We start from the raw sequence: 20809 nt of genomic DNA, 5'->3' as shown, positions 1-20809 counted from the left end.
CACACGGATGTACATCCCGTGTACACGCGGCGAATGGCAAGTCCCATCGAGCGCCTCGCCCCGCGCGAACGCGACTTCCTCGCGCGGGTCGCCGCAGCGATCGCCGCGAACCCGTTCGGCGAGGAGCGCCTCGAGATCGATCGCGCGGTCGTCGGCGCGGACGCCGACGTTCCGCGCGCCGAGGTGCTCGGCCGCATGCTCGCGAAGCTCGACGCGCGCCTCGAGGGCATCGCGCGCGGGCGTCCTCTCGATCTGCGCCGGTTCACTGGCGAGGATCGCGATCTCGTCGAAGCAGGGCTCCTCTTCGCGGTGTTCCATCGCATCGCCGACGCGCTCGACGAGCGCATCCGGCGCGAGATCGCGGGCGAGCGCGGGACCGTGGGGTTCGCGCGCGACGCGCTCGCGGAGCTCGCGTCGCGCGGCATCGACGAGCCGCAGGCGCTGCACTACCTCGCGATCTTCTGGCAGATGCGGCGCGCGTTCTTCTTCGTCGAGACGTCGCTGCCCGGCACGAGCCCCTCGATGTGGCGCCTGCGCCAGTCGCTGTGGAACGACCTCTTCACCGCGGATCTTCGACTCTACGCGCGCTTGCTCTGGCGGCGCATGGAGGACTTCTCCACGTTCCTCGCGGGCGAGACCGGCACCGGCAAGGGCACCGCGGCCGCGGCGATCGGTCGCTCCGGGTTCATCCCGTACGACGCCAAGCGCGAGCGCTTCGCGTCGTCGTTCGTCGACGCGTTCCTCGCGATCAACCTCGCGGAGTTCCCCGAGACGCTGGTCGAGAGCGAGCTCTTCGGGCACGAGAAGGGCGCGTTCACCGGCGCGATCGCGGAGCACGCCGGTGTGTTCGCGCGCGCGAAGGCACACGGCGCGATCTTCCTCGACGAGATCGGCGAGGTCTCGCAAGCCGTGCAGGTGAAGCTGCTCCACGTGCTGCAGGAGCGGACGTTCCGACCGGTCGGCTCGCGCGCGCCGCGGCGCTTCGAAGGACGTGTGATCGCCGCGACGAACCGCACCATCGCGGCGCTGCGGCGCGATGGCACGTTCCGCGACGATCTCTGGTATCGACTCTCCGCCGACGTGATCGAGATGCCGACGCTGCGGCAGCGCCTCGACGAAGATCCCGGCGAGCTCGACGTGCTGATCGCCGCGATCCTCGAGCAGATGCTCGGTGAGCAGCCGCGCGATCTGATCGCGCTGGTGCGCGAGGCGATCGCGCGCGACGTGGGCGAGGCGTATCGCTGGCCGGGAAACGTGCGCGAGCTCGCGCAGTGCGTGCGGCGCGTGCTGCTGACGCGGCGCTACGTGCCCGAGCTCGCGCGCAGCGCGGTCGCCGAGGACGCGGAGGATGCGCTGCTCGCGGCGTCGGGCGGCGGCGGATGGAGAGCCGAGGAGCTGATCGCGCGCTACTGCGCCGCGCTGCACGCGCGGCTCGGCACGTACGAGGCGGTCGCGGAGCGCGTGGGGCTCGATCGACGCACCGTGAAGCGTCACGTGCTCGCGGCGCGGCGCTGATCGATCCGCGGCCCGAGCGCGAGCACGACGATCGCGAGCACCACCAGCGCGGCGCCGATCAGCTCGCCGCGATCGGGCGTCGCACCGCCGAGCAGCCACGCGAGGAGCGCGGTCGCGAGCACGCCCGCGAGGATGCTCGAGGCGCGGTTCACCGGAACGCTGAACGTGTTCTCGCGCGCGTCGAGCAGCACGAGCGCGCCGAAGATCCCGGTCGCCTGCGAGCAGAGGCCGATCAGCACGACCCACCCGAGCGCGCCGCTCCGCGGCAGGTCGACGAGACCGTGGGCGAGCGTCGCGCCGACCGCACCACGATCGAGCAGCGCGACGGCGACGATCACGGCGAGCGCGATCGGCGTCGCGACGAGCTGCTCCTCGACGAAATAGCGATGGCTCGCGTCGGGCTCGCTCTTCGCGAGGCGGCTCATCAGGCGCAGCCGGACGAAGTACGCGCCGAGATAGACCGCGACGTCGAGCAGCGCGGGCGGCGCGATGCGCGCGTCGAGCGCGCCGAGGAGCGCGTCGCCGAGCGCGAGCGCGCTCAGCCCGAGACCGATCCACGAGTACCAGCGGACGCGGCGGCGGCTGACGAGATCGACGATCGGCGCGATCACGAGCACGCCGCCGCGCATCATCAGCATCATCGCGACGATGCTCGTGCCCTCGAACGTGTAGGCGAGCGTCGTCGTCAGCACGATCGCGGCGGTGCACACGCCCGAGAGCAGCGTCGCGCGGCGAGGCACCGGGATCGTGATGCCGGCGACGCGCACGCTCGGCGCGAGCTTCCAGAGCCCGCTCGCGCCGAGGAAGACGAGCATCCCGATCGCCGACACCGCGGTCGAGATCGGGAGCAGCGCGAGCCCGGCGACGCGCTCGGGCGCGCCGGGCAGGCGCCCCTCCGAGAGCGCCTTCGTCACGAGCCCGTAGGGCACGTACGCGAGGAAATAGCCCGCGGCGTACGCCCAGATCGCGTGCTCGCCCGATGGGAGGCGAACGGTCGTTCGCCCTTCGCTCACCGGCGCTCGGCGCTGTCGCGCGACGAGAGCTGCTCGCGGAACGAGCGCGCGACCTCCGCGAGGTTGCTCGCGACGTCGCGCACGATCTCGTCGCCGTGCACGCCGGGGGTGCTGCCGAGGAGATCGATCTTCTTCTCGATGCGGTTCCACGCGTCCTTCGCGTCGAGGCTCGCGAGGTGGAGCTGCACGCGGAGCTCGTCGCGGATCTCGGCGAGCTCGTCCCCGATGCGATCGAGGTTCGTGCGATCCCACGAGTCCTTCGCGTCGAGCCCGGCGAGGTGGACGCGGACGCGCAGCTCCTCGCCGATGCGCTCCATGCGCTCCGCGAGACGATCCAGGCTCTTCTTCGTCGTCGTGTCGGTCATAGCCTTCCTCCGAGCAAGGCGCGCGATGGCGCGTGCAGGATGGCGCCCTTCATGCGATCCGCGCGCCAGCGGGACGCGAAGTACGCGCAGCGACCGGCGTCGCAACCTTCGCGCGAGCGCGGGACATTTCGCGACGGGTTGCTGCACGACGGGCTTTTCGTCACGCCCGCGCCGGAGTAGAAGGCGCGCCGATGAGCCGTCCCCGCCAGAAGAAGAAGTCGGGCGCGAGCGCGCGCCTCGATGCGCGCACTGCCGACAAGCACGATCTCTATCAGCGCAGCGTGCAAGCGCCGGAGTACGAGATCCGGTTCCTGAACCTAGCGTTCAAGCGGCACACCGGGCGCAAGCCTCTGCACCTCCGCGAGGACTTCTGCGGCACGGCGCTGCTCTGCTCGAAGTGGGTGAAGAGCGATCCCACGCGCACCGCGCTCGGCCTGGACATCGATCGTCCGACGCTCGACTGGGGCATCGCGCACAACCTCGCGCCGATCGGCGACGCAGCGAAGCGCGTGACGCTGCTCGAGCAGGACGTGATGGTCCCGACGCGCCGCAAGGCCGAGGTGATCGGCGCGTACAACTACAGCTATCAGATCTTCCACACGCGCGAGCTGCTGCGCCGCTATTTCGAGGCAGCGCGGAAGTCGCTCACCGACGACGGGCTCTTCGTGCTCGACGCGATCGGAGGGTGGGAGTCGCAACAGGTGCTCACGGAGCGCCGTCTCTGCGACGGATTCACGTACGTGTGGGAGCAGGCGGAGTACGACCCGATCTCGAATCACTTCGTCTGTCACATCACCTACGAGTTCAAGGACGGCTCGAAGCTCGAGCGCGCGTTCACGTACGACTGGCGCCTGTGGCAGCTCGCCGAGCTGCGCGAGCTGCTGCTCGAGGCGGGCTTCGTCGCGGTCGACGCGTACTGGGAGGGCGAGGACGACGAGGGTCAGGGCACCGGCACGTTCCATCGCGTGACGAAGACGACCAACGATCCGGGGTGGAACGCGTACCTCGTCGCGAAGAAGAGCGAGCCGCTGCCGGGCAGCCCCGACGCGCAGAAGGCCGCGAAGAAGAAGGCGCGTTGAGCGAGATCCTGATCGTCGGCGCGGGCGCGATCGGACGCGTCTACGGGCACTGCCTCGCGGCCGGTGGCGCGCGCGTCTCGGTGCTGGTGCGGCCGCGCCACGTCGACGAGCTGCGCGGAGGCGTGAGCGTGCGTCGCGTGCCGATGATCGGCGCGCGGCGCGACGCGCGCTTCGTGCCGGCCGACGTGCTCACCGACGTGCGCGAGCTCGCGACGCGGCGCTTCGATCAGGTGTGGCTCGGGCTGCCGACGAACGCGCTCGACGAGCCGTGGGTCGACGCGCTGATCGACGCGGTCGGCGATGCGACGCTGGTGTCGCTCCAGCCCGGCGCGCACGTGCGCGAGCGGCTCGGTCGGGCGCGGCACCTGGTGTCGGGCGCGATCGGCGTGGTCGCGTGGGCGAGCCCGCTCGACGGATCGCGCGATCGGCGCGAGGTCGGGGCGCACGACGCGACCGCGTACTGGCTCCCGCCGCTGCAGGCGACGATGTTCTCGTCGGACGAGCACGCGCGCGCGGACGAGGTCGCGCGCGCGCTCCGCGCGGGCGGTTGTCCTGCGCGCGTGGTCCGCGACGCGTCGCTCGAGCTCGCGAAGTCGTCGGCGATCATCCTGCCGCTCGTCGCCGCGCTCGAGGCGAGCGGTTGGTCCCTGCGCGCGCTGCGTCGCGGGCCCGGGCTCTCCCGCGCGCTCGCAGGATCGCGCGCGCTGCTCGCGCTCGCGACGGGGTCGCGGCCGCCGTGGATCGCGTCGCCGCTCCGCGCTCCGCTGCTCGCGCCGCTGGTCGCGATCGTCCCCGCGATCGCGCCGTTCGATCTCGAGCGCTACCTCGAGGTGCACTTCTCGAAGGTCGGCACGCAGACGCGCGTGCTGCTCGCGGAGGCGGAGGACGACGCGCGCTCGCGCGGGATCGACCCCGCGCCGATCCACGCCCTGCGCGCATCCCTCGACCATCGACTCGCGACGGGAGACGCCTCACGATCGTCGCCGCGATGAGCCCTCCCCGCGCGATCCTCTTCGACGTGATGGACACCCTCGTGCGCGATCCCTTCCACGAGGAGATGCCCGCGTTCTTCGGCGTCACGAAGCGCGAGCTGATCGCGACGAAGCACCCGACCGCGTGGGTCGACTTCGAGCTCGGACACATCGACGAGCCGACGTTCCTCGCGATCTTCATGGGGGATCGCGAGTGGGATCGCGACGCGTTCCGCGCGTGCGTGCGCGCCGCGTACGCGTGGTTGCCCGGCATGCGCGAGCTGCTCGACGAGCTCCGCGCGCGCTCGCCGCGCCCGACGCTGCACGCGCTCTCCAACTATCCGCCGTGGTACCGGTGGATCGACGAGCAGTGCGGGCTCGCGGCGCGCCTCGACTCGGCGTTCGTCTCGTACGAGCTCGGCGTGCGCAAGCCGGATCCCGAGGCGTACCTCGGGCCGTGCCGCTCGCTGGGCCTCACGCCCGGCGAAGCGCTCTTCGTCGACGATCGCGCGAGCAACTGCGACGCGGCGCGCGCCCTCGGGATGGACACGATCGTGTTCGACGGGGCGGACGGATTGCGCGCCGCGCTCCGGGCGCGCGGCGTCTTGTGACCCAGGGTCACTGAATCGCCATTCATTGACGCGGCGTGCCCGCGTTGATTAGCCTCCGCGCATGCAAGGCAAGCTCACGCAGGCCTACCCCGTGCTGCGCTCGCGCGCCGACCTGCGCTCCGAGATCGCGCAGAAGAACCGCGAGGCGAACCTCGCGTCGCTCGCGAAGCTCGAGAAGTCCCTCGCGAAGTCGCGCGAAGGCGGCGGCGAGAAGTACAACGCCCGCCACGTCGAAGCGGGCAAGCTGCTGCCACGCGAGCGCGTGGAGCGGCTCCTCGATCGCGACGGATGGTTCCTCGAGCTCGCGCCGCTCGCGGGGCTCGACATCCAGGGGCACGCGCCGGGCGCGAGCGTCGTCGGCGGCATCGGCGTCGTCAGCGGCGTCGAGTGCATGATCACCGCGAGCGAGGCGACCGTGAAGGGCGGCGCCATGAGCGAGTACTCGGTGATCAAGTCGGGGCGCCTCTCCGACGTCGCCGAGCAGAACGGACTGCCGTCGATCTCGCTGATCGAGAGCGCGGGCGCGGATCTGCCGAACCAGTCGAAGATCTTCGTGCCCGGCGGGCGCGGCTTCCGCGATCTCACGAAGCGCAGCGAAGAGCGCACGCCGACGGTGTGCCTGGTGTTCGGAAGCTCGACCGCGGGAGGCGCCTACATCCCCGGGATGAGCGACTACGTCGTCATGGTGAAGAAGCAGGCGCAGGTCTATCTGGGCGGCCCGCCGCTCGTGAAGATGGCGACCGGCGAAGAGACGACGCACGAGGAGCTCGGCGGCGCGGAGATGCACTCGCGCGTGTCGGGCGTGAGTGATTTCCTCGCCGAGGACGAAGAGGACGCGATCCGCATCGGGCGCGAGATCGTCGCGCACCTCAACTGGAAGAAGGGCGGACCGCCGCCCTCCTCGCACGTCGAGGAACCGCTCTATTCGAGCGAGGATCTGCTCGGCATCGCGAGCGCGGACGTGCGCATCCCGTTCGACGCGCGCGAGGTGATCGCGCGCGTCGTCGACGGCTCGCGCTTCAGCGAGTTCAAGCCGCTCTACGGGCCCGAATTGGTGTGCGGCTGGGCGCACGTGCACGGGCACCCGGTGGGCATCCTCGCGAACAATGGAATCCTGTTCACGAGCTGCGCGAACAAGGGCGCTCAGTTCATCCAGCTCTGCAATCAGAGCAACGTCCCGCTGCTCTATCTGCAGAACATCGTCGGCTTCATGGTCGGCCGGAAATACGAGGAAGAGGGGATCATCAAGGCGGGCGCCAAGATGATCAACGCGGTGTCGAACAGCACCGTCCCGTCGATCACGATCATGATCGGCGCGAGCTACGGCGCGGGGAACTACGCGATGGCGGGCCGCGCGTACAAGCCGAACTTCCTGTTCACGTGGCCGAACCACCGCATCGCGGTGATGGGCGGAAAGCAGCTCGCGGGCGTGCTCGACATCATCCAGCGCGAGGCCGCGGCGAAGAAGGGCGAGACCGTCGACGAGCAGCGCCTCGGTGTCATGAAGCAGATGACCGAGGGACTGATCGATCAGGAGAGCGATCCGTTCTTCGCGACGGCGCGCGTGTGGGACGACGGAATCATCGATCCGCGCGACACCCGCAGCGTCGTCGGGATGTGCCTGTCGATCACGCACACCAAGCCGGTCCAGGGCACGACCAGCTGGGGCGTGTTCCGGCACTGATCCGCAAACCGAAGGGCTGCATTTCTCAGGAGAGCAGGAGAGATAGGAGAGCAGGAGGAAGCTCGATTTTCTGCTTCAACTCCTTCCCTCCTTCCCTGCTGGCTTCCTCAGAAATCCCCCGACTTTTCTTTCCCTGGATTCCTGCTCTCCTCAGAGGCTCTTCTCGAGAAGGCGAGAGATGCGCACCATCCGAAAGCTCCTCATCGCGAATCGAGGCGAGATCGCCATCCGCGTCATGCGCACCTGCGCGAAGATGGGGATCGCGACCGTCGCGGTGTTCTCCGACGCCGACGAGCGCGCGCTGTTCGTGCGCGAGGCCGACGAAGCGTTCCGCCTGGGGCCCGCGCCGAGCCGCGAGTCGTACCTGCGCGTCGATCGCATCCTCGCGGCGGCGAGAGCGACGGGCGCGGACGCGATCCATCCGGGCTTCGGATTCCTCGCCGAGAACGCGGAGTTCGCGCAGGCGGTGCGCGACGCGGGGCTGATCTTCGTCGGCCCGACGCCCGCGGCGATCCGCGCGATGGGCCTCAAGCGCGAGGCGAAGGTCACCGCGCAGAGGGCCGGGGTGCCGGTGGTGCCGGGCTACGGCGGCGCCGAGCAGTCGACCGACGCGATCGCGCGCGAGGCGAAGTCGATCGGATATCCGCTCTTGCTCAAAGCATCGGCGGGCGGCGGCGGAAAGGGCATGCGCGTCGTGCGCAGCGACGCCGCGCTGATCGACGCGATCGAGAGCGCGCGACGCGAGGCGGAGAGCTCGTTCGGCGACGGCACGCTGATCGTCGAGAAGTACGTCGAGCAGCCGCGCCACGTGGAGATCCAGGTGCTCGGTGACGAGCACGGCAACCTCGTGCACCTCTTCGAGCGCGAGTGCTCGATCCAGCGCCGCCACCAGAAGGTCGTCGAAGAAGCGCCCTCGCCCGTGCTCACCCCCGAAGTGCGCGCGCGCATGGGCGCGGACGCGGTGAAGCTCTGCGGCGCGATCGGCTACTCGAACGCGGGCACCGTCGAGTTCGTGCTCGACCCGAAGGGCCACTACTACTTCCTCGAAGTGAACACGCGCCTCCAGGTCGAGCACCCGGTCACCGAGGGCGTGATCGAGGGGCTCGATCTCGTGGAGGAGCAGATCCGCGTCGCGCGCGGCGAGCGCCTTCGCTTCACGCAAGACGATCTCGCGTCGCGGTGGCGTGGCGCGTCGATCGAGGTGCGCCTCTGCGCCGAAGATCCCGCGAGCGGGTTCCTCCCGCAGACCGGGCCCGTGCTCGAATTCCACGTTCCCGCGGAGCTGCTCGCGCAGGACTGGCTGCGCATCGAGTCGTCGGTGGAGAGCGGCGACGAAGTGCCGGTCCACTACGACTCGATGATCGCGAAGATCATCACCAAGGGACCGACGCGCGCCGACGCGATCCAGCGGCTGCGCCGCGCGCTCTCCGCGCTCTCGGTGCAGGGCCTCGTGACGAACCGCGCGTTCCTGCTGCGCGTGATCGATCACCCCGACTTCCACGCGGGCGACTTCGACACGCACTTCATCGAGACGCGCATGCAGGGCGCGCTCGCCGACACGATCGAGCCCGCGCGCGCGCGCATCGCGGCGCTCGCGGCGACGTTCTTCGCGCAGCACACGCGCGCCGCGTCGCGCACGATCCTTCCGAGCCTCCCGATCACCGGCTTCCGCCTGAGCCGGCTGCACGGCGAGCGCGTCGCGCACGACATCGAGGGCGTCGGGACGGTCCACGTCGAGTACGTCGATCGCGGCGGCGGCGCGTTCGACGTGAAGGTCACGGGCGACGCGGGGGCGCTCGACGGACGCGTGCGGCGCAGCGTCGACGGGCCCGAGATCGCGCTCGAGCTCCCCGACGGTCATCGCGTGCGAGCACGCGTGATCGAGCACGACGAGCGCTGGTACGTGCACGCCGACGGCGTGTCGATCGTCGTGCGCGAGCAGCCGCGCTTCCGCGATCGCGACGCCGACGCCGCAGCCGACGGATGCGTCGCCCCGATGCCCGGGAAGATCCTCCAGGTGCTCGTCTCCGAGGGCCAGCACGTCGCGGCGGGCGACACGATCGTCGTGATGGAGGCGATGAAGATGGAGCACGCGGTCAAGGCGCCGCACGAAGGTGTGATCACCGAGCTGCGCGCCCGGGTGGGCGATCAGGTCGAAGGCGGCGTGCTGATCGCCGTGGTGAGCGAGAACGGAGGAAGCGGATGAAGAAGATCGCGACGGGCTGGATGATCGTGGGCGCGATGCTCCTGGCGGCGTGCGGGGGCGACGACGAAGGCGGGGGAGCGAGCGCGCTCGAGATCTGCGAGGCCTTCGAGGCGAGCCCAAACAACTGCTCCGACGCGTGCTTCGCGACGTTGGACGCCATCGAGAGCGAGTGCGCGAGCGAGAACGCGGCGGTCGAGGCGCTCGGCGCGGATCGCGACGCGTACTTCGAGTGCACGATCGACTGCCCGACGGGCGCGACGTGCGTGCGCGGCGGTGTGACGCTCTCGAGGGACGACTGCGACTGTGCAGCGACGTGCCTCGGCGAGACCTCGACGGAGTTCCAGGAGGCCTACACCGCGAGCCGTCGCTGCGCGGAGCGCGTCTACGCCGCCGGTTGTCTCTGATCGTCCACGCGTTTTTCGGAGGCAGAGCCGGTCCGATTTGGCGACCCGCGCGTCGTGGACCACGTTTAGGGCGATGCGCCTGCGCGCCATCGTCCGGCCCCGCAGAGCGGCGACATGGCTCGCCCGCGCCGGTGTCGCGCTCTCGGTCCCGACGCTCGGGGCGCCGCTGATCGGCTGCACGAGCGTGCTGACGATCATGGCCGGCGTCGCGCTGACGCAGACACTCGGCCTCGATCCGACGTTCGCGGAAGCGAGCATCGTCGGAGGGATCCTCGTGGGGCTCGCGACCGCGATCGGCGTGGGCCGCCACGCCGCGCAGTCGTGGAACGCCGCGGGCCGTCTGCGCGAGGACGCGGGGGCGCTCGCGATCGGCGCGGACGGCGTGCGGTGGTCGTCGCGGGAGCGCGGCGACTGCTTCGTGCCGTGGTCCGAGGTCGAGCGCGTCGACGAGGAGCCGACGCTCGAGGACGAGCTCGGCACGCTCGTGCTCGTGCTGCGCGACGACGCGGCGATCCGCTTCTTCGTCGAGGACTCCGCGGAGCTCGCGGACGACGCGCAGCGCGCGCTCGACGCCTATCGCGCTGCGACGGTCGAGCGTGTGGTCGATCTCGAGCCGAACGGACGCGACGTGCGCACGTGGATCACCGACGTGAAGCGCCTGCTGCGCGCCGGTGCCGGCACGTATCGCGCGGGCGCGGTGAGCGCGGAGCGTCTGATCGCGATCGCGGTCGCGCCGACGGCGCCGCGCGCCCAGCGCATCGGCGCGGCAGCCTCGCTCTCGCGCGCGCCCGAGCCGCTGCGCGCGAAGGTGCGTGTCGCGCTCACCGACACCGCCGACGACCTGCTGCGCGACGTGATGGAGACCGCGCTCGAGGGCCGCGAGCTCGATGCGCGCGCGGTCGCGCGCGTCTTGGCGGTGCGCTGACGGGAGCGGGTCGCGCGGTACCGCCCGCGTCGACGAGCTCGAGCGCGCGGTCGAGATCGCCTGAAACGCGCGCGGCGCGCGATCCTCGAAGGACCGCGCGCCGCTCGCTCGATTCACGCCGGCTTCAGTCGCAGACCGACTGCGTCTCGCCGAGCCACGGCTCGCGCGACCAGTCGCTCCACGCCTCGTCGAGCTTCCAGATGCTCATGTCGTCCTCGAACATGACGATGTCCGTGTTGTCGCCGCTCGCGTAGAGGCCCCAGTGCCACTGGCACATCTGCTTCGTCGCGCGCGTGATGCCCGTGACGTGCTCGATGCTCTGGCCGTCCTGCCAGACGTGCATCTCACCCGAGTGGAAGTTCACGTAGACCGTGATGCGCACCCAGCGACCGAGCGGCATCGGCTGCGCGTCCGGCTCGATCGTGAGCGTGCCCTCGGGCCAGTGGTGCGCCGGGCGCAGGATCCCGTCGGGGTTGTCGAGGCCGAGCGTGATCACGCGCTCCGTGTAGCCGCACGTCGGGTTGATCGTGAAGAGGCTGACCCACCGGCCGTTGCCGAACTGGTAGCCCGGCTCGAGCCACGTGTGGAACGTCGAGACGATGCCGTTCGGCGCGTCGAGGCCGGTGCCGACGTTCGTGTGGTTCGGGAGCACGTCTTCGCCGCTGAACTGCAGACCGCCGTACCCGCGGTGCACGCCGTCGGGCGACGACGAGGGGCACACGATCTCCGAGCGCTGCGCGTAGCGGCCGCTGTGCGGGTGCACGGTGCTGACCGCGGTGCTCTGGCAGGCATCGCCCCACGGATCGCCGTAGCCCTGGCCGGTCCACGCGGAGTTGTCGCCGGTCTCGAAGTCGTCGGCCCAGAGCTCGCGCGCGCGGACGCACGTGCAGCCTTCGCCCACGCACGCGCTCGGCGGCTCGGTCGTGGGCGGCGTCGCCGGCGGCGGCGTCGGGGTGGACGGCGGCGTCGTCGTGCCCGCGTCGGCGGCGGGCGTGGTGGGCTCGGTCGGCTCGACCGGCTCGGTCGCGGTGCCCGCGTCGTCGTCGTCGGAGGTCGCGGGCACGCCTGCATCACCACCGATGTCGGTGCCCGGAGCGATCGGCTCGTCGCTCGAAGGATCGCGCGGATCGAGGCCCGCCGGGCTGGAGGTCGTCGCGCCATCGCAGCCGACGAAGAGCGCGGCGGCGAGCGCGGTGAGAATCAACTGCTTGGAATTCATCGGCGGCGTGAGTAGCCGATGAATCGAGTACGATACAAGGGACCGAGGGTGCGCGTCAGGCAGCAGCGGAACGCGTCACCAATAGCGGACTACCATTGACTTTTCGATGTGAATGTGCTCGCGGCGTCAGGCCATCGCCGGGGCGACGCTGCGGCGCGGCGGAGGCGCGGTGCGACGAGCCGCGGCGCGCGCGGCCGGGCCTCTCCCCGGCGCGCTCGTGCGCGCGGCGACGAACGCCGGGAGCACGCCCGCGAGCACGCCCGAGTAGAAGTACGGCAAGTACGAGAAGAGCCCGTTGGGCAAGAGGTCGACCGCGTTGATCGCGACGATCAGCGCGAGCGCCGCGACCATGTGCCGATCGTGCTCGTCGACGATGCGCTTGCGCGCGCGGAACGCGCTGACGATCGGCCAGAGCAGCAGCCCGAACATGCCGACGTAGCCGACCATCCCGCGCTCGCCGAGCTGGATGATCCAGTGCCCGTCGGTCACCGAGAGATCCTCGCCGGTCATCGGGTCGTACACGCGCTGGCGGCTGTACCCGCCCCACCCGAACCAGAGCCGCTCGCGCGCGCGATCGAGGAGCTGATCCTCGTTCTCGAAGCGGAACCAGAGCGAGAGCGCGCGGTCCTCGCTGATGCCCATGAAGAAGTCGGTGATCTGCCGCGTGGGGAACAGGTCGGCGTGGCGCAGCAGCGGGAACGTGAACACGAGGCCCGCGAGCACGAGCGGGAGCCACAGCTTCGGCCTCCGCACGAACGACATCAGCGGGATCAGGAAGAGCCCGTAGACGATCGCGCCGGTGCTCTTGCAGAGCACGAACACGGTCGTGAGGTACGTCGGCACGTACCACTTCGACTCGCCGGTCTTCGTGCGCGCGATCGACGCCATGATCGAGCTCAGGAAGAACATCGCGACCGCGAGGCCGGTGATCATGCAGATGGTCGGACGGTATCCGCCGCCGCGCATCATCATCTCGAAGCTCGCGGGGTGATAGCCGTAGATCTGCCAGTGCGTCTGCGGGCTCATGCGGATCTCGAAGAGCGCGAAGAGCGAGTAGACGAGCCCCGCGACGACGAGCGCCTTGAGGAAGACGCGCAGATCGTCGGGCGTGCGGAACATCGCGCGCCCGATGAAGAAGGGCAGGAAGACGAAGAGCACGTCCTTCACGACGCCGGCGAACGCGTCGTAGGTCGTGAGGCCCTGGCGCACGACGGGCCCGGTCACGACGTCGTCGGGGTTCGTCAGCGCGGTGCCGATGCTGCCGATCAGCACGAGCCAGAAGAACGAGTCGACGCCGCGCATCACCTTCGCGGAGCGGACGCGATCACGCGCGCGCCACAAGCAGCCGATGAAGACCCAGAACGTCGCGAGGGTCTGCTTGTCGATCGGCGGCAGCAGCGGCGGGTCGAAGCGGATGACCTCTGGGAGGAACATCACCGCGCCGAGCATCGTGACGACCGTCGCGAGGACCGGCTGGAGCCTCGCGAAGAGCACCATCACGAGCGGCGCGAACAGGACCAGCGCCGTCCACGAGAACCAATTCGGACTTCCATCCATCGCAGCGCCCCGAGCCCCATCGCGAGAAGTCACCTCGCGCGTTCCGGCCCCTGACGCGTGACATGAGCGCGCGAGCCGCCGACCACACCCTGGTCGTCGCGCCCACGGTGCTCATGGAGGGGTCGCCGGCACGTGACCGGACGCCGTTGCGCTGCGCGACGGGGTCCTCCACCATCCGCGACTCCGACATGCCGATTCACATCGTTCCGCACGATCCGCAGTGGAAGATGCGCGTGGACGCGTTCAACACGCGCATGCGCGAGGGCGGATCGCAGTACGGCTTCTATGTCGACGCGCTCCCGGTGTGGCTGCCGAAGCGCAGCGCGGACCAGCCGGTGTGGCGCGAGTACTGGCTCGCGGTCGAGGACGGCGAGCACGTGCGCGCGGGGTACGCGCTCAAGCCGCAGGCGTGGTGGATCCGCGGCGAGACCAAGATGGTCGCGGACTGGCAGGGGCCCTTCTCGGAGGGCGCGTACGACAACCGCTACGGCGCGCTCGGGCTGCGCTTGTTCCGCGACATGCTGAAGAAGCAGCCGCTGCTCTTCTCGTGGGGCCACGGCGGCGACGACGCGCCGGTGCTGCAGCTGCTGAACAAGCTGAAGTGGACGATGATCCCGACGCCGTTCCTGCTGCGCGTCGTGCGGCCGTTCCACTTCGCGCGGAAGAACAAGTACCTGCGCGAGCAGCCGCGCACGCGCCTCGCGCTCGACATCGCGGCGTTCACGGGCGCCGCGTCGATCGGTGGGCGCGCGCTGCACTCGGTGCTGCGGCTGCGCTCGATGCGGCGCTTCACCTCGCAGGCCGAGGTGGTGCCGAGCTTCGGCGCGTGGGCCGACGCGCTGTGGGAGCGCGCGAAGAACGACTACGACGCGATCGCGGTGCGCGACGCGCGCGTGATGAACACGCTGCTTCCGCCGGGCGAGACGCAGCCCGAGTGGTCGGAGCAGATCCGGCTGCGCGTGCGCGACGCGAAGGGCGAGGATCTCGGCTGGGCCGTCGTGTGCGTGCGCGAGATGAAGGGGCACCATCGCTACGGCGACTGTCGCGTGGGCACGGTGGTCGACTACCTCGCGCCGGTCGCGCACGCGGGCGAGGTCGTGCACGCGGCGTTCGACTTCCTGCGCGATCGGGGCGCGGAGCTCGTGATCGCGAACCAGGCCGATCCGCGCTGGGTGCGCGCCTTCGAGGACAACGGGTTCGTGAAGCTCGAGGGCAAGCGCCTCTTCTGCGCGGCGCCGCCGCTCGCGGAGGCGCTCGCGCCGCTCGAGAAGACGCGCGAGCGCTTCTTCGTGTCGAACATGGACGGTCACGGCCCGATGGGGCTGTGACTCACGCGGGGCGCGACGCGAACGGTCGCAGCCCCGCGTCGCCGAACGCGTCGAGGTGCGCGCGCAGGACGCCGACGCACGTGTCGCGCACGGCGCATGCGTCGCACGCAGCGACGTGCAGGTGCTCGCGATCGCGCTTCTGGCGCGCGTCCTCCGAGCCGTCGACGATGCCGAGATCCCAGAGGTGCACGCGCGCGATCCCCGCGATCGACTCGAGCGCGCGCAGCGCGGTGCCGGCGTGCGCGCCGGGAAAGACGCAGAGCGGGAGATCGGGATCGAAGCGATCGGCGTGACGGCGCATCACGTCGTCGAGCTCGGGGAACGGGACGGCGTCGACGAGGTGCTCGCGCTCGCCGAGGCGGTTGGGCCAGAGCATGCGCACCGTGAGGCGCAGGCCGAAGCGTCGATCCGCGAACTCGAAGAGGTCGCCGAGGTGCGCGAGTGTGCTGCGGAGCGCGAGCGTGCGCAGGACGACGCGGGGACGGCCGAGCGCGAGCGCGACGTCGAGCGCGCGGCACAGCGTGTCGAAGCTGCCGGGCGCGCCGGTCACTGCGTCGTGCACCTCGGCGCGCGCACCGTAGAGCGGGATCTCGACGCGCGTGAGCGGGCCCGACGCGATCGTGCGCGCGAACGCTTCGTCGGCGAGGCGCTGCCCGGGGGACTGGGCGATGATCTCCTCGAAGCCGAGCGCCCCGGCGCGCTCGAAGAGCTCCGCCGCGCGCGAGAAGCGGAGCACGTCGTTGCCGCCGACCTCGAGCACGCGCGCGCCGAGCGAGCGCGCCGCGCGCATCTGGTGCACGAGGTCGTCGAAGTACGTGCGCTCGTCGACGTCGGGATGCACCTCGTGCTGCTTGTCGCGAGAGGGGCAGAAGGTGCACGCCATCTCGCACGACTGCGTGACCACGAGCACCGCGCGGTCGATGCGACGTCCCTTCGCGCGCACCGCGTCGATGCCGCGATCGAACGTGGCGCGCGACCACGAGCCGCTCGCGATGCGAGGGACCACGGGAAGCCGGCGCGGCGCGGGCTCCGTCGGCGTCGGCACGAGCAGCGCGAGGCCGCCGGGATCGAGCGCCGCGAGCTTGCGCGCGAAGGAGACGACGCCGTCGAGCGCGGCGCGCGAGAGCGGATCGCCGGCGCTCGGCAGATAGGAGATCGCGAAGCTGCGCGTGTACGCGAGCGCCTTCGTGCCGCCCTCGCGCGAGCCGACGCGCACCTTCACGGTGCCGCCCGGGGTGTCGAGACGGAGATCGACCGCGGGCTCCGTCTCGCTCGCCTCGAGCGACGAGATCGCGAACGGGAGCCGGCGCACGAGCGGCTCGACCGTCGCGAGGTTGCGCGCGACCGCGGACATCCGCGTCGAATGTACCAGAGCCGCGGGCGCGGTCGGCTGGACGCGCGCGCGTTCACCTCGGACGCTGCAGCGACGTGAGGCGTGGTCTGCGTGCGCTCGTGATCGTGGTGATCGCCCTGTGCGTGGCGATCGCGGCCACGCGCTCGCTGCGTGCGCCGGAGCCGCGCGCGACCCGAGGCGACGTCGAGGACGTGCCGGAGCCGCCGCCGCTCGAAGCGCCGGCACCGCTCGAAGCGCCCGCGCCGCTCGAGGCCCTCGCGCCCGCTGCGCCGCAGGAGCCGATCGCCGCGCCGATCCCGCGAGAGCGTGCGCGCCGCGCCGGGAGCGACGATCCCTGCGCGCAGGACGACGGCGACGACGTGACCGAACGGCCGTCGATCACGCAGGTGCTCGACGCGCGGCAGAGCGAGCTCGCCGCGCGCGTGCGCGCGACCGGGGCCTCGAGCGAGCTGCTCGAGGGGCTGCGCACGATCGTGACGGGGGGCGACGCGGAGCGCGGGATCGCCCGGATCGCGAGCGCGCCGGATCGCCGCGTGTCCGGGTTCGATCACGCCGCCGCGGCGGCGCTGCACCTCGGGATCGCCGCGTTCTCCGAGGGACGGCTGCGAGACGCCGAGCGCTGGGCGCGTCGCGCCTCGTCCCTCGCGCGGGAAGATCCCGCGGGCCCGGTGCTCGAGGCGCTGGTCGCGTTCCGGAGCGACGACGAAGCGCGTGCACGCGAGGCGCTGCGCGAAGCGTTCGAGCGCGACCCCGAAGATCCGGGCGTGGCCTGGGCGCTCGCGACGCGCACCGCGCGCAGCGAGGACGTGGAGCTCGCGCTGCGCGCGCTCGACGTCTACCTCGCGGAGTATCCCGAGGACGTGCGCGCAGGACGGATGCGTGCGCGCGCGCGACAGCTCGCGATCGTGCTGCGCGGGACGACGCGGCGCCTGCGGCGCGGGGTCGTGGTGCGCGCTCCGTCCGGGCTCGACGCGGCGGTGATCGATCGTGCGCTCGCGACCGTCGACGAGGCGCTCGACGACGCCGCGCGATGGACGCGCACGACGCGCGCGAGCGAGCTGCTCGTCGTGGTGCACCCGGATGCGGTCGCGATGCGGGCCGCGACGTGCGCCCCGACGTGGAGCGGTGCGCTCTTCGACGGCTCGCTGCACGTCGACGCCGCGACGCTCGGCGGCCCCGAGGCGCGCGCGCGCATCGCGCTGCGGCACGAGTCGCTCCACGCGCAGCTCCACGCACGTCCGGGCGGCGCGCGCCGCGCGCCCTACTGGCTCGACGAGGGCATGGCGCAGCGCTTCTCGGGCGAGGAGAGCGCGGAGCACCATCGCAGCTGGGCGACGATGGTGCGCTCGCGCATGTGGATCCCGATGGACTCGATCGCGGGCTCGTTCCTCGACATCGACGATCCGACCGACGCGCGCCTCGCGTATCACCAGAGCCTCGCGATGGTGCGCTACCTCGAGGCCACGCGCGGGGAGCGCGCGATCGCGAACGCGATCGCCGAGATCGATCGCGGGACGAGCCCCGAGGAGCTGCTCGCGCGGCTCGCACCGGAGCTCGACGGCGCGCGGCTCCTCGGGTTCCTCGCCGACTAAGGGTTCGCTGCGTCGAGCAGGCGCGGCGGCCTGCGACGGATGCGCCGATTCACGATGCGCACTCCGTACTTCTTCCCGACGACGAGCTGGAAGAGCTCGAATCGGCGCAGGTACTTCAGATAACGCGGGTTGTCGTAGCGCTGATCACGGTCCCACGCGCTCTTCAGATATCCGCGCAGGATCTCGACGCCGCCGCGCACGCGCGGCCGGTCCTTCATGCGGAACACGCTCGCCGCGAGCACGTAGTACCAGGCCGAGCCCATGAAGTACTTGCCGCGCCCCCAGCGACGGCGGCCGACCAGGATGTCGCCCTGGCTCGAGCCCATCGGGCGCAGGTGCACGAAGCGCATCTCGGGATCGTCGATGCTCGCCGCGATCCATCCGTGCATGCGGCAGAGGTGTCCGTCGATGCCGTCCCACGCGACCTCGCGCACGAACCCGCCGATCTCGCGGAAGCACGGCACGCGATAGAACTTGATCGCGCCGATCGCGTTCTCGTCGCCCATGAAGAACGTCTTCAGCGACCCGTCGGGCTGACGCTCCATCATCTTGCCGCTGAGGTTGCCGAGGTGCGGCTCGGACTCCATCCGCTCCATCGCGCGCTCGAAGTAGCGCGGCGGCATCTCGAGGTCCGCGTCGTACTTGCAGACGTAGTCGTAGTCGTCGAGGTTCTCGGTGCGCAGCCCCTCGTAGAACGCCTCGATCACGCCGGGCCCGACCGCGCGTTTGCCGCGATCACCGCGCGTCACGACGCGGATGACGTCGTGCTTCGCCGCGTACTCCGCGAGGATGTGCGGCGTCTCGTCGGTCGATCCGTCGTCGACGATCACCCACCGCGCGGGCGGGATCGTCTGCGCGAGCGTCGTGTCGAGCGTGGTGCGCAGGTGCGCGGCCTCGTTGCGACACGGCGTGATCAGGAGATAGCGACGTCCCGCGGGCGGCACGTCGGGCCTCGGCAGACGCACGACGCGCGAGCTCTCGCGCTCCATCGTCGTGCGCAGCGTCTCGATCATCGATTCAGAGGTCGAGCTCATGCGTTCGACACCATCGCAAGAGGACGTAGAGAGCCCAGATCCGCGACCAGTAGATCCCGGGCGCGCCGTCGCGATACGCGCGCCATGCGCGCGCGACGGCTTCACCGTCGAGCCCCACTCGATGGCAGAGCACGACGTCGGTCAGCGTGTGCTCGATCTCGCCCGCGAGGCGCTGTCGCGTCCACGCGGCGAGCGGCAGCTCGAAGCCGCGCTTCGGTCGCTCGAAGAGCGACGGAGGCAGCCTCGAGAGCGCGAGATCTCGCAGGAGCTGCTTGCGCTGCGCCGGCAGGAAGCGGCGCGCGATCGGCACTTCGGCGAGGCGCTCGATCAGGACGTGATCGAGCAGCGGCACGCGCACCTCGAGCGAGACCGCCATGCTCGCCGCATCGGTGTCGCGCAGCAGGCGCTCGCCGAGGAACCCCGAGAGCTCGAGCATCGAGATCGCGTGCAGGTCGGGCTGACCTCCGACGAGCTCGCGCAGGTACGCGGCGCGCTCCGGCGGAAGGCCCCACTCGTTGTCGTCGCTGCGATGTCGCGTGAGCTCCGCGAGGAACGAGCGCGTGTAGAGCGCGTACGAGACCTGATAGGCCTCGAGCATCTCCCCGCCCGTCGCGAGCAGATCCTCGAGCTTGCCCCAGCGTGTCTGCGGCCTCACCTCGCCGGGCTCGCCGGTCGCCACGCGCGTCACGAGCTGCGCGAGCATCGAGCGCGCGCGATCGGGGAACACCGCGCCGACCGACGCGGCCTCGCGCGCCAGCGGGATGTCGCGGAAGCTCGCGTACCCGCCGAAGAGCTCGTCGCCGCCGGTGCCGGCGAGCGCGACCGTGATCCCGGCGCGGCGCACCGCGCGGCTCACGAGCCACGTGTTGATCCCGTCGAACGTCGGCTGATCGATCGCGCGCAGCGCGTCCTCGAGGCCTTCCTCGAAGTCCCGCTGCGTGAGGCGCACGTCGACGTGATCGGTGCCGAGCACCGTCGCGACCGCGCGCGCGTGCGTCGACTCGTCGTACTCCGCTTCCTCGAAGCCGACGTTGAACGTGCGCACCGGCGCGGAGCTGACCTCGCGCGCGAGCGCGGCGATCGCGCTCGAGTCGATGCCGCCCGAGAGGAAGACGCCGAGCGGCACGTCGCTGACGAGGTGCTGCGAGATCGCTTCGCGCAGCGCGTGCGACACCGCGCGCACCGATGCGCCCTCCTCGCGCGGTCGCGACGGCGGCAGCGACCAGTAGCGACGCTGCGCGCCGAGCGTTCCGTCGGCGCCCACCCACGCGAGCGTGCCTTCGGGCAGGAGCGAGACGTCCTTCACGATCGTGCGCGGCGATGCGACCACGCCGTTCCAGAGGAACGTCGAGAGCCCGCTGGGATCGAGCTTCCGCGGCACGAGGCCGCTCGCGAGGACCGCGCGCAGCTCGCTCGCGAAGATCAGCGTGCGACCCGCGCGCGCGCGCTCGACGCTCGCCCAGTAGAGCGGCTTGATCCCCACGCGATCACGGGCGAGCAGCACCTCGTTCCGGCGCGCGTCGTAGATCGCGATCGCGAACATCCCGCGCAGGCGCTCGATCGCGTGCTCGCCCCACTGCGCGTAGGCCTCGAGCACGATCTCCGTGTCGCTCGTCGAGCGGAAGCGCGCGCCTCTCTGCTCGAGCTCTCCGCGCAGCTCGCGGTAGTTGTAGATCTCGCCGTTGAAGCAGATGACGTGACCGTCCGCGTGCTCCATCGGTTGTTTGCCGAGCGGCGACACGTCGAGGATCGAGAGGCGGCGATGCGCGAACGCGACGCCGCGATCGCGCTCGACGCGCGCCCACTCTCCGTCGGCGTCGGGACCGCGATGCACTTGCGCCCCGTGCATGCGCACGAGCGCTTCGCGCACTCGCTCGTCGACGACGCCCACCGCTCCTGCGATGCCGCACATGGCTCTCTCGACCTCCCCTTCGCGTCCGCCCGACGCACCT

17 protein-coding genes are annotated in these 20809 nt (G+C 71.0%); 10 read left to right on the top strand and 7 right to left on the bottom strand.

The window, feature by feature from the left end; genetic code table 11:
* Positions 1-33 precede the first annotated feature (33 nt).
* Entirely contained in the window at positions 34-1515 is a 1482-nt protein-coding gene (locus DB32_RS09085) for a sigma 54-interacting transcriptional regulator (RefSeq protein WP_053232023.1), read from the top strand.
* Here the strand turns inward: DB32_RS09085 and DB32_RS48075 are convergent.
* Positions 1491-2528 carry a hypothetical protein gene (locus DB32_RS48075; RefSeq protein WP_169791383.1) on the bottom strand — a complete coding sequence of 346 codons (1038 nt, stop codon included), beginning with the start codon at positions 2526-2528 and terminating at the stop codon, positions 1491-1493. The genes DB32_RS09085 and DB32_RS48075 overlap by 25 nt on opposite strands.
* The gene (locus tag DB32_RS48070) at positions 2525-2893 is read right to left on the bottom strand and encodes a hypothetical protein (protein WP_053232022.1); all 369 of its coding nucleotides are present in this window, start codon (positions 2891-2893) and stop codon (positions 2525-2527) included. Before DB32_RS48070 ends, DB32_RS48075 begins: the two co-directional genes overlap by 4 nt.
* A gap of 191 nt (positions 2894-3084) precedes the next feature.
* Between DB32_RS48070 and DB32_RS48065 the strand changes: the two genes are divergently transcribed.
* The 7 genes from DB32_RS48065 (at position 3085) to DB32_RS09040 (ending at position 10773) form a co-directional block, all read left to right on the top strand.
* A complete protein-coding gene (locus DB32_RS48065; RefSeq protein WP_053232021.1) occupies positions 3085-3972 on the top strand; it encodes a class I SAM-dependent methyltransferase in 888 nt (295 codons plus the stop codon).
* The gene (locus tag DB32_RS48060; RefSeq protein ID WP_053232020.1) at positions 3969-4964 is read left to right on the top strand and encodes a ketopantoate reductase family protein; all 996 of its coding nucleotides are present in this window, start codon (positions 3969-3971) and stop codon (positions 4962-4964) included. The genes DB32_RS48065 and DB32_RS48060 overlap by 4 nt, the downstream gene beginning before the upstream one ends.
* On the top strand, positions 4961-5554 hold the full coding sequence (locus DB32_RS09060; RefSeq protein WP_053232019.1) for an HAD family hydrolase: 594 nt from the start codon (positions 4961-4963) through the stop codon (positions 5552-5554). Before DB32_RS48060 ends, DB32_RS09060 begins: the two co-directional genes overlap by 4 nt.
* Before the next feature lie 61 nt (positions 5555-5615).
* Complete coding sequence (locus DB32_RS09055) at positions 5616-7238, top strand: acyl-CoA carboxylase subunit beta (protein ID WP_053232018.1); 1623 nt, start codon at positions 5616-5618, stop codon at positions 7236-7238.
* A 178-nt stretch (positions 7239-7416) separates the two neighbouring features.
* Positions 7417-9444 carry an acetyl/propionyl/methylcrotonyl-CoA carboxylase subunit alpha gene (locus DB32_RS49905; protein WP_053232017.1) on the top strand — a complete coding sequence of 676 codons (2028 nt, stop codon included), beginning with the start codon at positions 7417-7419 and terminating at the stop codon, positions 9442-9444.
* The gene (locus tag DB32_RS09045) at positions 9441-9848 is read left to right on the top strand and encodes a hypothetical protein (RefSeq protein WP_053232016.1); all 408 of its coding nucleotides are present in this window, start codon (positions 9441-9443) and stop codon (positions 9846-9848) included. The genes DB32_RS49905 and DB32_RS09045 overlap by 4 nt, the downstream gene beginning before the upstream one ends.
* A 37-nt stretch (positions 9849-9885) precedes the next feature.
* Positions 9886-10773 carry a hypothetical protein gene (locus DB32_RS09040; protein WP_157068878.1) on the top strand — a complete coding sequence of 296 codons (888 nt, stop codon included), beginning with the start codon at positions 9886-9888 and terminating at the stop codon, positions 10771-10773.
* 124 nt (positions 10774-10897) lie between these two features.
* Here the strand turns inward: DB32_RS09040 and DB32_RS09035 are convergent, their stop codons facing one another.
* Together DB32_RS09035 and DB32_RS09030 are read right to left on the bottom strand one after the other, a co-directional pair.
* On the bottom strand, positions 10898-11992 hold the full coding sequence (locus tag DB32_RS09035; protein ID WP_053232014.1) for a hypothetical protein: 1095 nt from the start codon (positions 11990-11992) through the stop codon (positions 10898-10900).
* Between the two features lie 126 nt (positions 11993-12118).
* A complete protein-coding gene (locus DB32_RS09030; protein ID WP_053232013.1) occupies positions 12119-13549 on the bottom strand; it encodes a hypothetical protein in 1431 nt (476 codons plus the stop codon).
* A gap of 188 nt (positions 13550-13737) precedes the next feature.
* On the opposite strand from DB32_RS09030, the gene DB32_RS09025 reads away from it, so the two are divergent.
* On the top strand, positions 13738-14877 hold the full coding sequence (locus DB32_RS09025) for a hypothetical protein (protein WP_157068877.1): 1140 nt from the start codon (positions 13738-13740) through the stop codon (positions 14875-14877).
* A gap of 1 nt (position 14878) precedes the next feature.
* Here DB32_RS09025 and DB32_RS09020 read toward each other — a convergent pair whose 3' ends face one another.
* Complete coding sequence (locus tag DB32_RS09020) at positions 14879-16231, bottom strand: radical SAM protein (protein WP_053232011.1); 1353 nt, start codon at positions 16229-16231, stop codon at positions 14879-14881.
* A gap of 74 nt (positions 16232-16305) precedes the next feature.
* Here DB32_RS09020 and DB32_RS09015 point away from each other — a divergent pair, with 74 nt between their 5' ends.
* The gene (locus DB32_RS09015) at positions 16306-17823 is read left to right on the top strand and encodes a gluzincin family metallopeptidase (protein ID WP_053232010.1); all 1518 of its coding nucleotides are present in this window, start codon (positions 16306-16308) and stop codon (positions 17821-17823) included.
* Here DB32_RS09015 and DB32_RS09010 read toward each other — a convergent pair.
* Positions 17820-18857: a glycosyltransferase family 2 protein gene (locus DB32_RS09010; RefSeq protein WP_240481182.1), complete on the bottom strand. Its 1038-nt coding sequence runs from the start codon at positions 18855-18857 to the stop codon at positions 17820-17822. The two genes, DB32_RS09015 and DB32_RS09010, sit on opposite strands and share 4 nt — an antisense overlap.
* Positions 18841-20769 (bottom strand): asparagine synthase (glutamine-hydrolyzing), encoded by a 1929-nt coding sequence (asnB, locus tag DB32_RS09005; protein WP_053232009.1) that lies wholly within the window; start codon positions 20767-20769, stop codon positions 18841-18843. The genes DB32_RS09010 and asnB overlap by 17 nt, the downstream gene beginning before the upstream one ends.
* Between the last annotated feature and the right edge of the window lie 40 nt (positions 20770-20809).

Source organism: Sandaracinus amylolyticus, assembly GCF_000737325.1.
Classification (GTDB): Bacteria; Myxococcota_A; Polyangia; order Polyangiales; family Sandaracinaceae; genus Sandaracinus; species Sandaracinus amylolyticus.
The sequence above is the reverse complement of the archived record's forward strand: the minus strand, read 5'-3'. Positions and strand labels throughout refer to the sequence as shown.

Bases quoted from the DNA above. Each gene is read 5' to 3' on its own strand.
- DB32_RS09060 (WP_053232019.1), top strand. From the start codon at position 4,961: ATGAGCCCTCCCCGCGCGATCCTCTTCGACGTGATGGACACCCTCGTG.
- DB32_RS09020 (WP_053232011.1), bottom strand. From the start codon at position 16,231: ATGTCCGCGGTCGCGCGCAACCTCGCGACGGTCGAGCCGCTCGTGCGC.
- DB32_RS48070 (WP_053232022.1), bottom strand. From the start codon at position 2,893: ATGACCGACACGACGACGAAGAAGAGCCTGGATCGTCTCGCGGAGCGC.
- DB32_RS48065 (WP_053232021.1), top strand. From the start codon at position 3,085: ATGAGCCGTCCCCGCCAGAAGAAGAAGTCGGGCGCGAGCGCGCGCCTC.
- DB32_RS09055 (WP_053232018.1), top strand. From the start codon at position 5,616: ATGCAAGGCAAGCTCACGCAGGCCTACCCCGTGCTGCGCTCGCGCGCC.
- DB32_RS09010 (WP_240481182.1), bottom strand. From the start codon at position 18,857: ATGAGCTCGACCTCTGAATCGATGATCGAGACGCTGCGCACGACGATG.
- DB32_RS09085 (WP_053232023.1), top strand. From the start codon at position 34: ATGGCAAGTCCCATCGAGCGCCTCGCCCCGCGCGAACGCGACTTCCTC.
- DB32_RS09030 (WP_053232013.1), bottom strand. From the start codon at position 13,549: ATGGATGGAAGTCCGAATTGGTTCTCGTGGACGGCGCTGGTCCTGTTC.
- asnB (WP_053232009.1), bottom strand. From the start codon at position 20,769: ATGTGCGGCATCGCAGGAGCGGTGGGCGTCGTCGACGAGCGAGTGCGC.
- DB32_RS09035 (WP_053232014.1), bottom strand. From the start codon at position 11,992: ATGAATTCCAAGCAGTTGATTCTCACCGCGCTCGCCGCCGCGCTCTTC.
- DB32_RS09045 (WP_053232016.1), top strand. From the start codon at position 9,441: ATGAAGAAGATCGCGACGGGCTGGATGATCGTGGGCGCGATGCTCCTG.
- DB32_RS09025 (WP_157068877.1), top strand. From the start codon at position 13,738: ATGCCGATTCACATCGTTCCGCACGATCCGCAGTGGAAGATGCGCGTG.
- DB32_RS49905 (WP_053232017.1), top strand. From the start codon at position 7,417: ATGCGCACCATCCGAAAGCTCCTCATCGCGAATCGAGGCGAGATCGCC.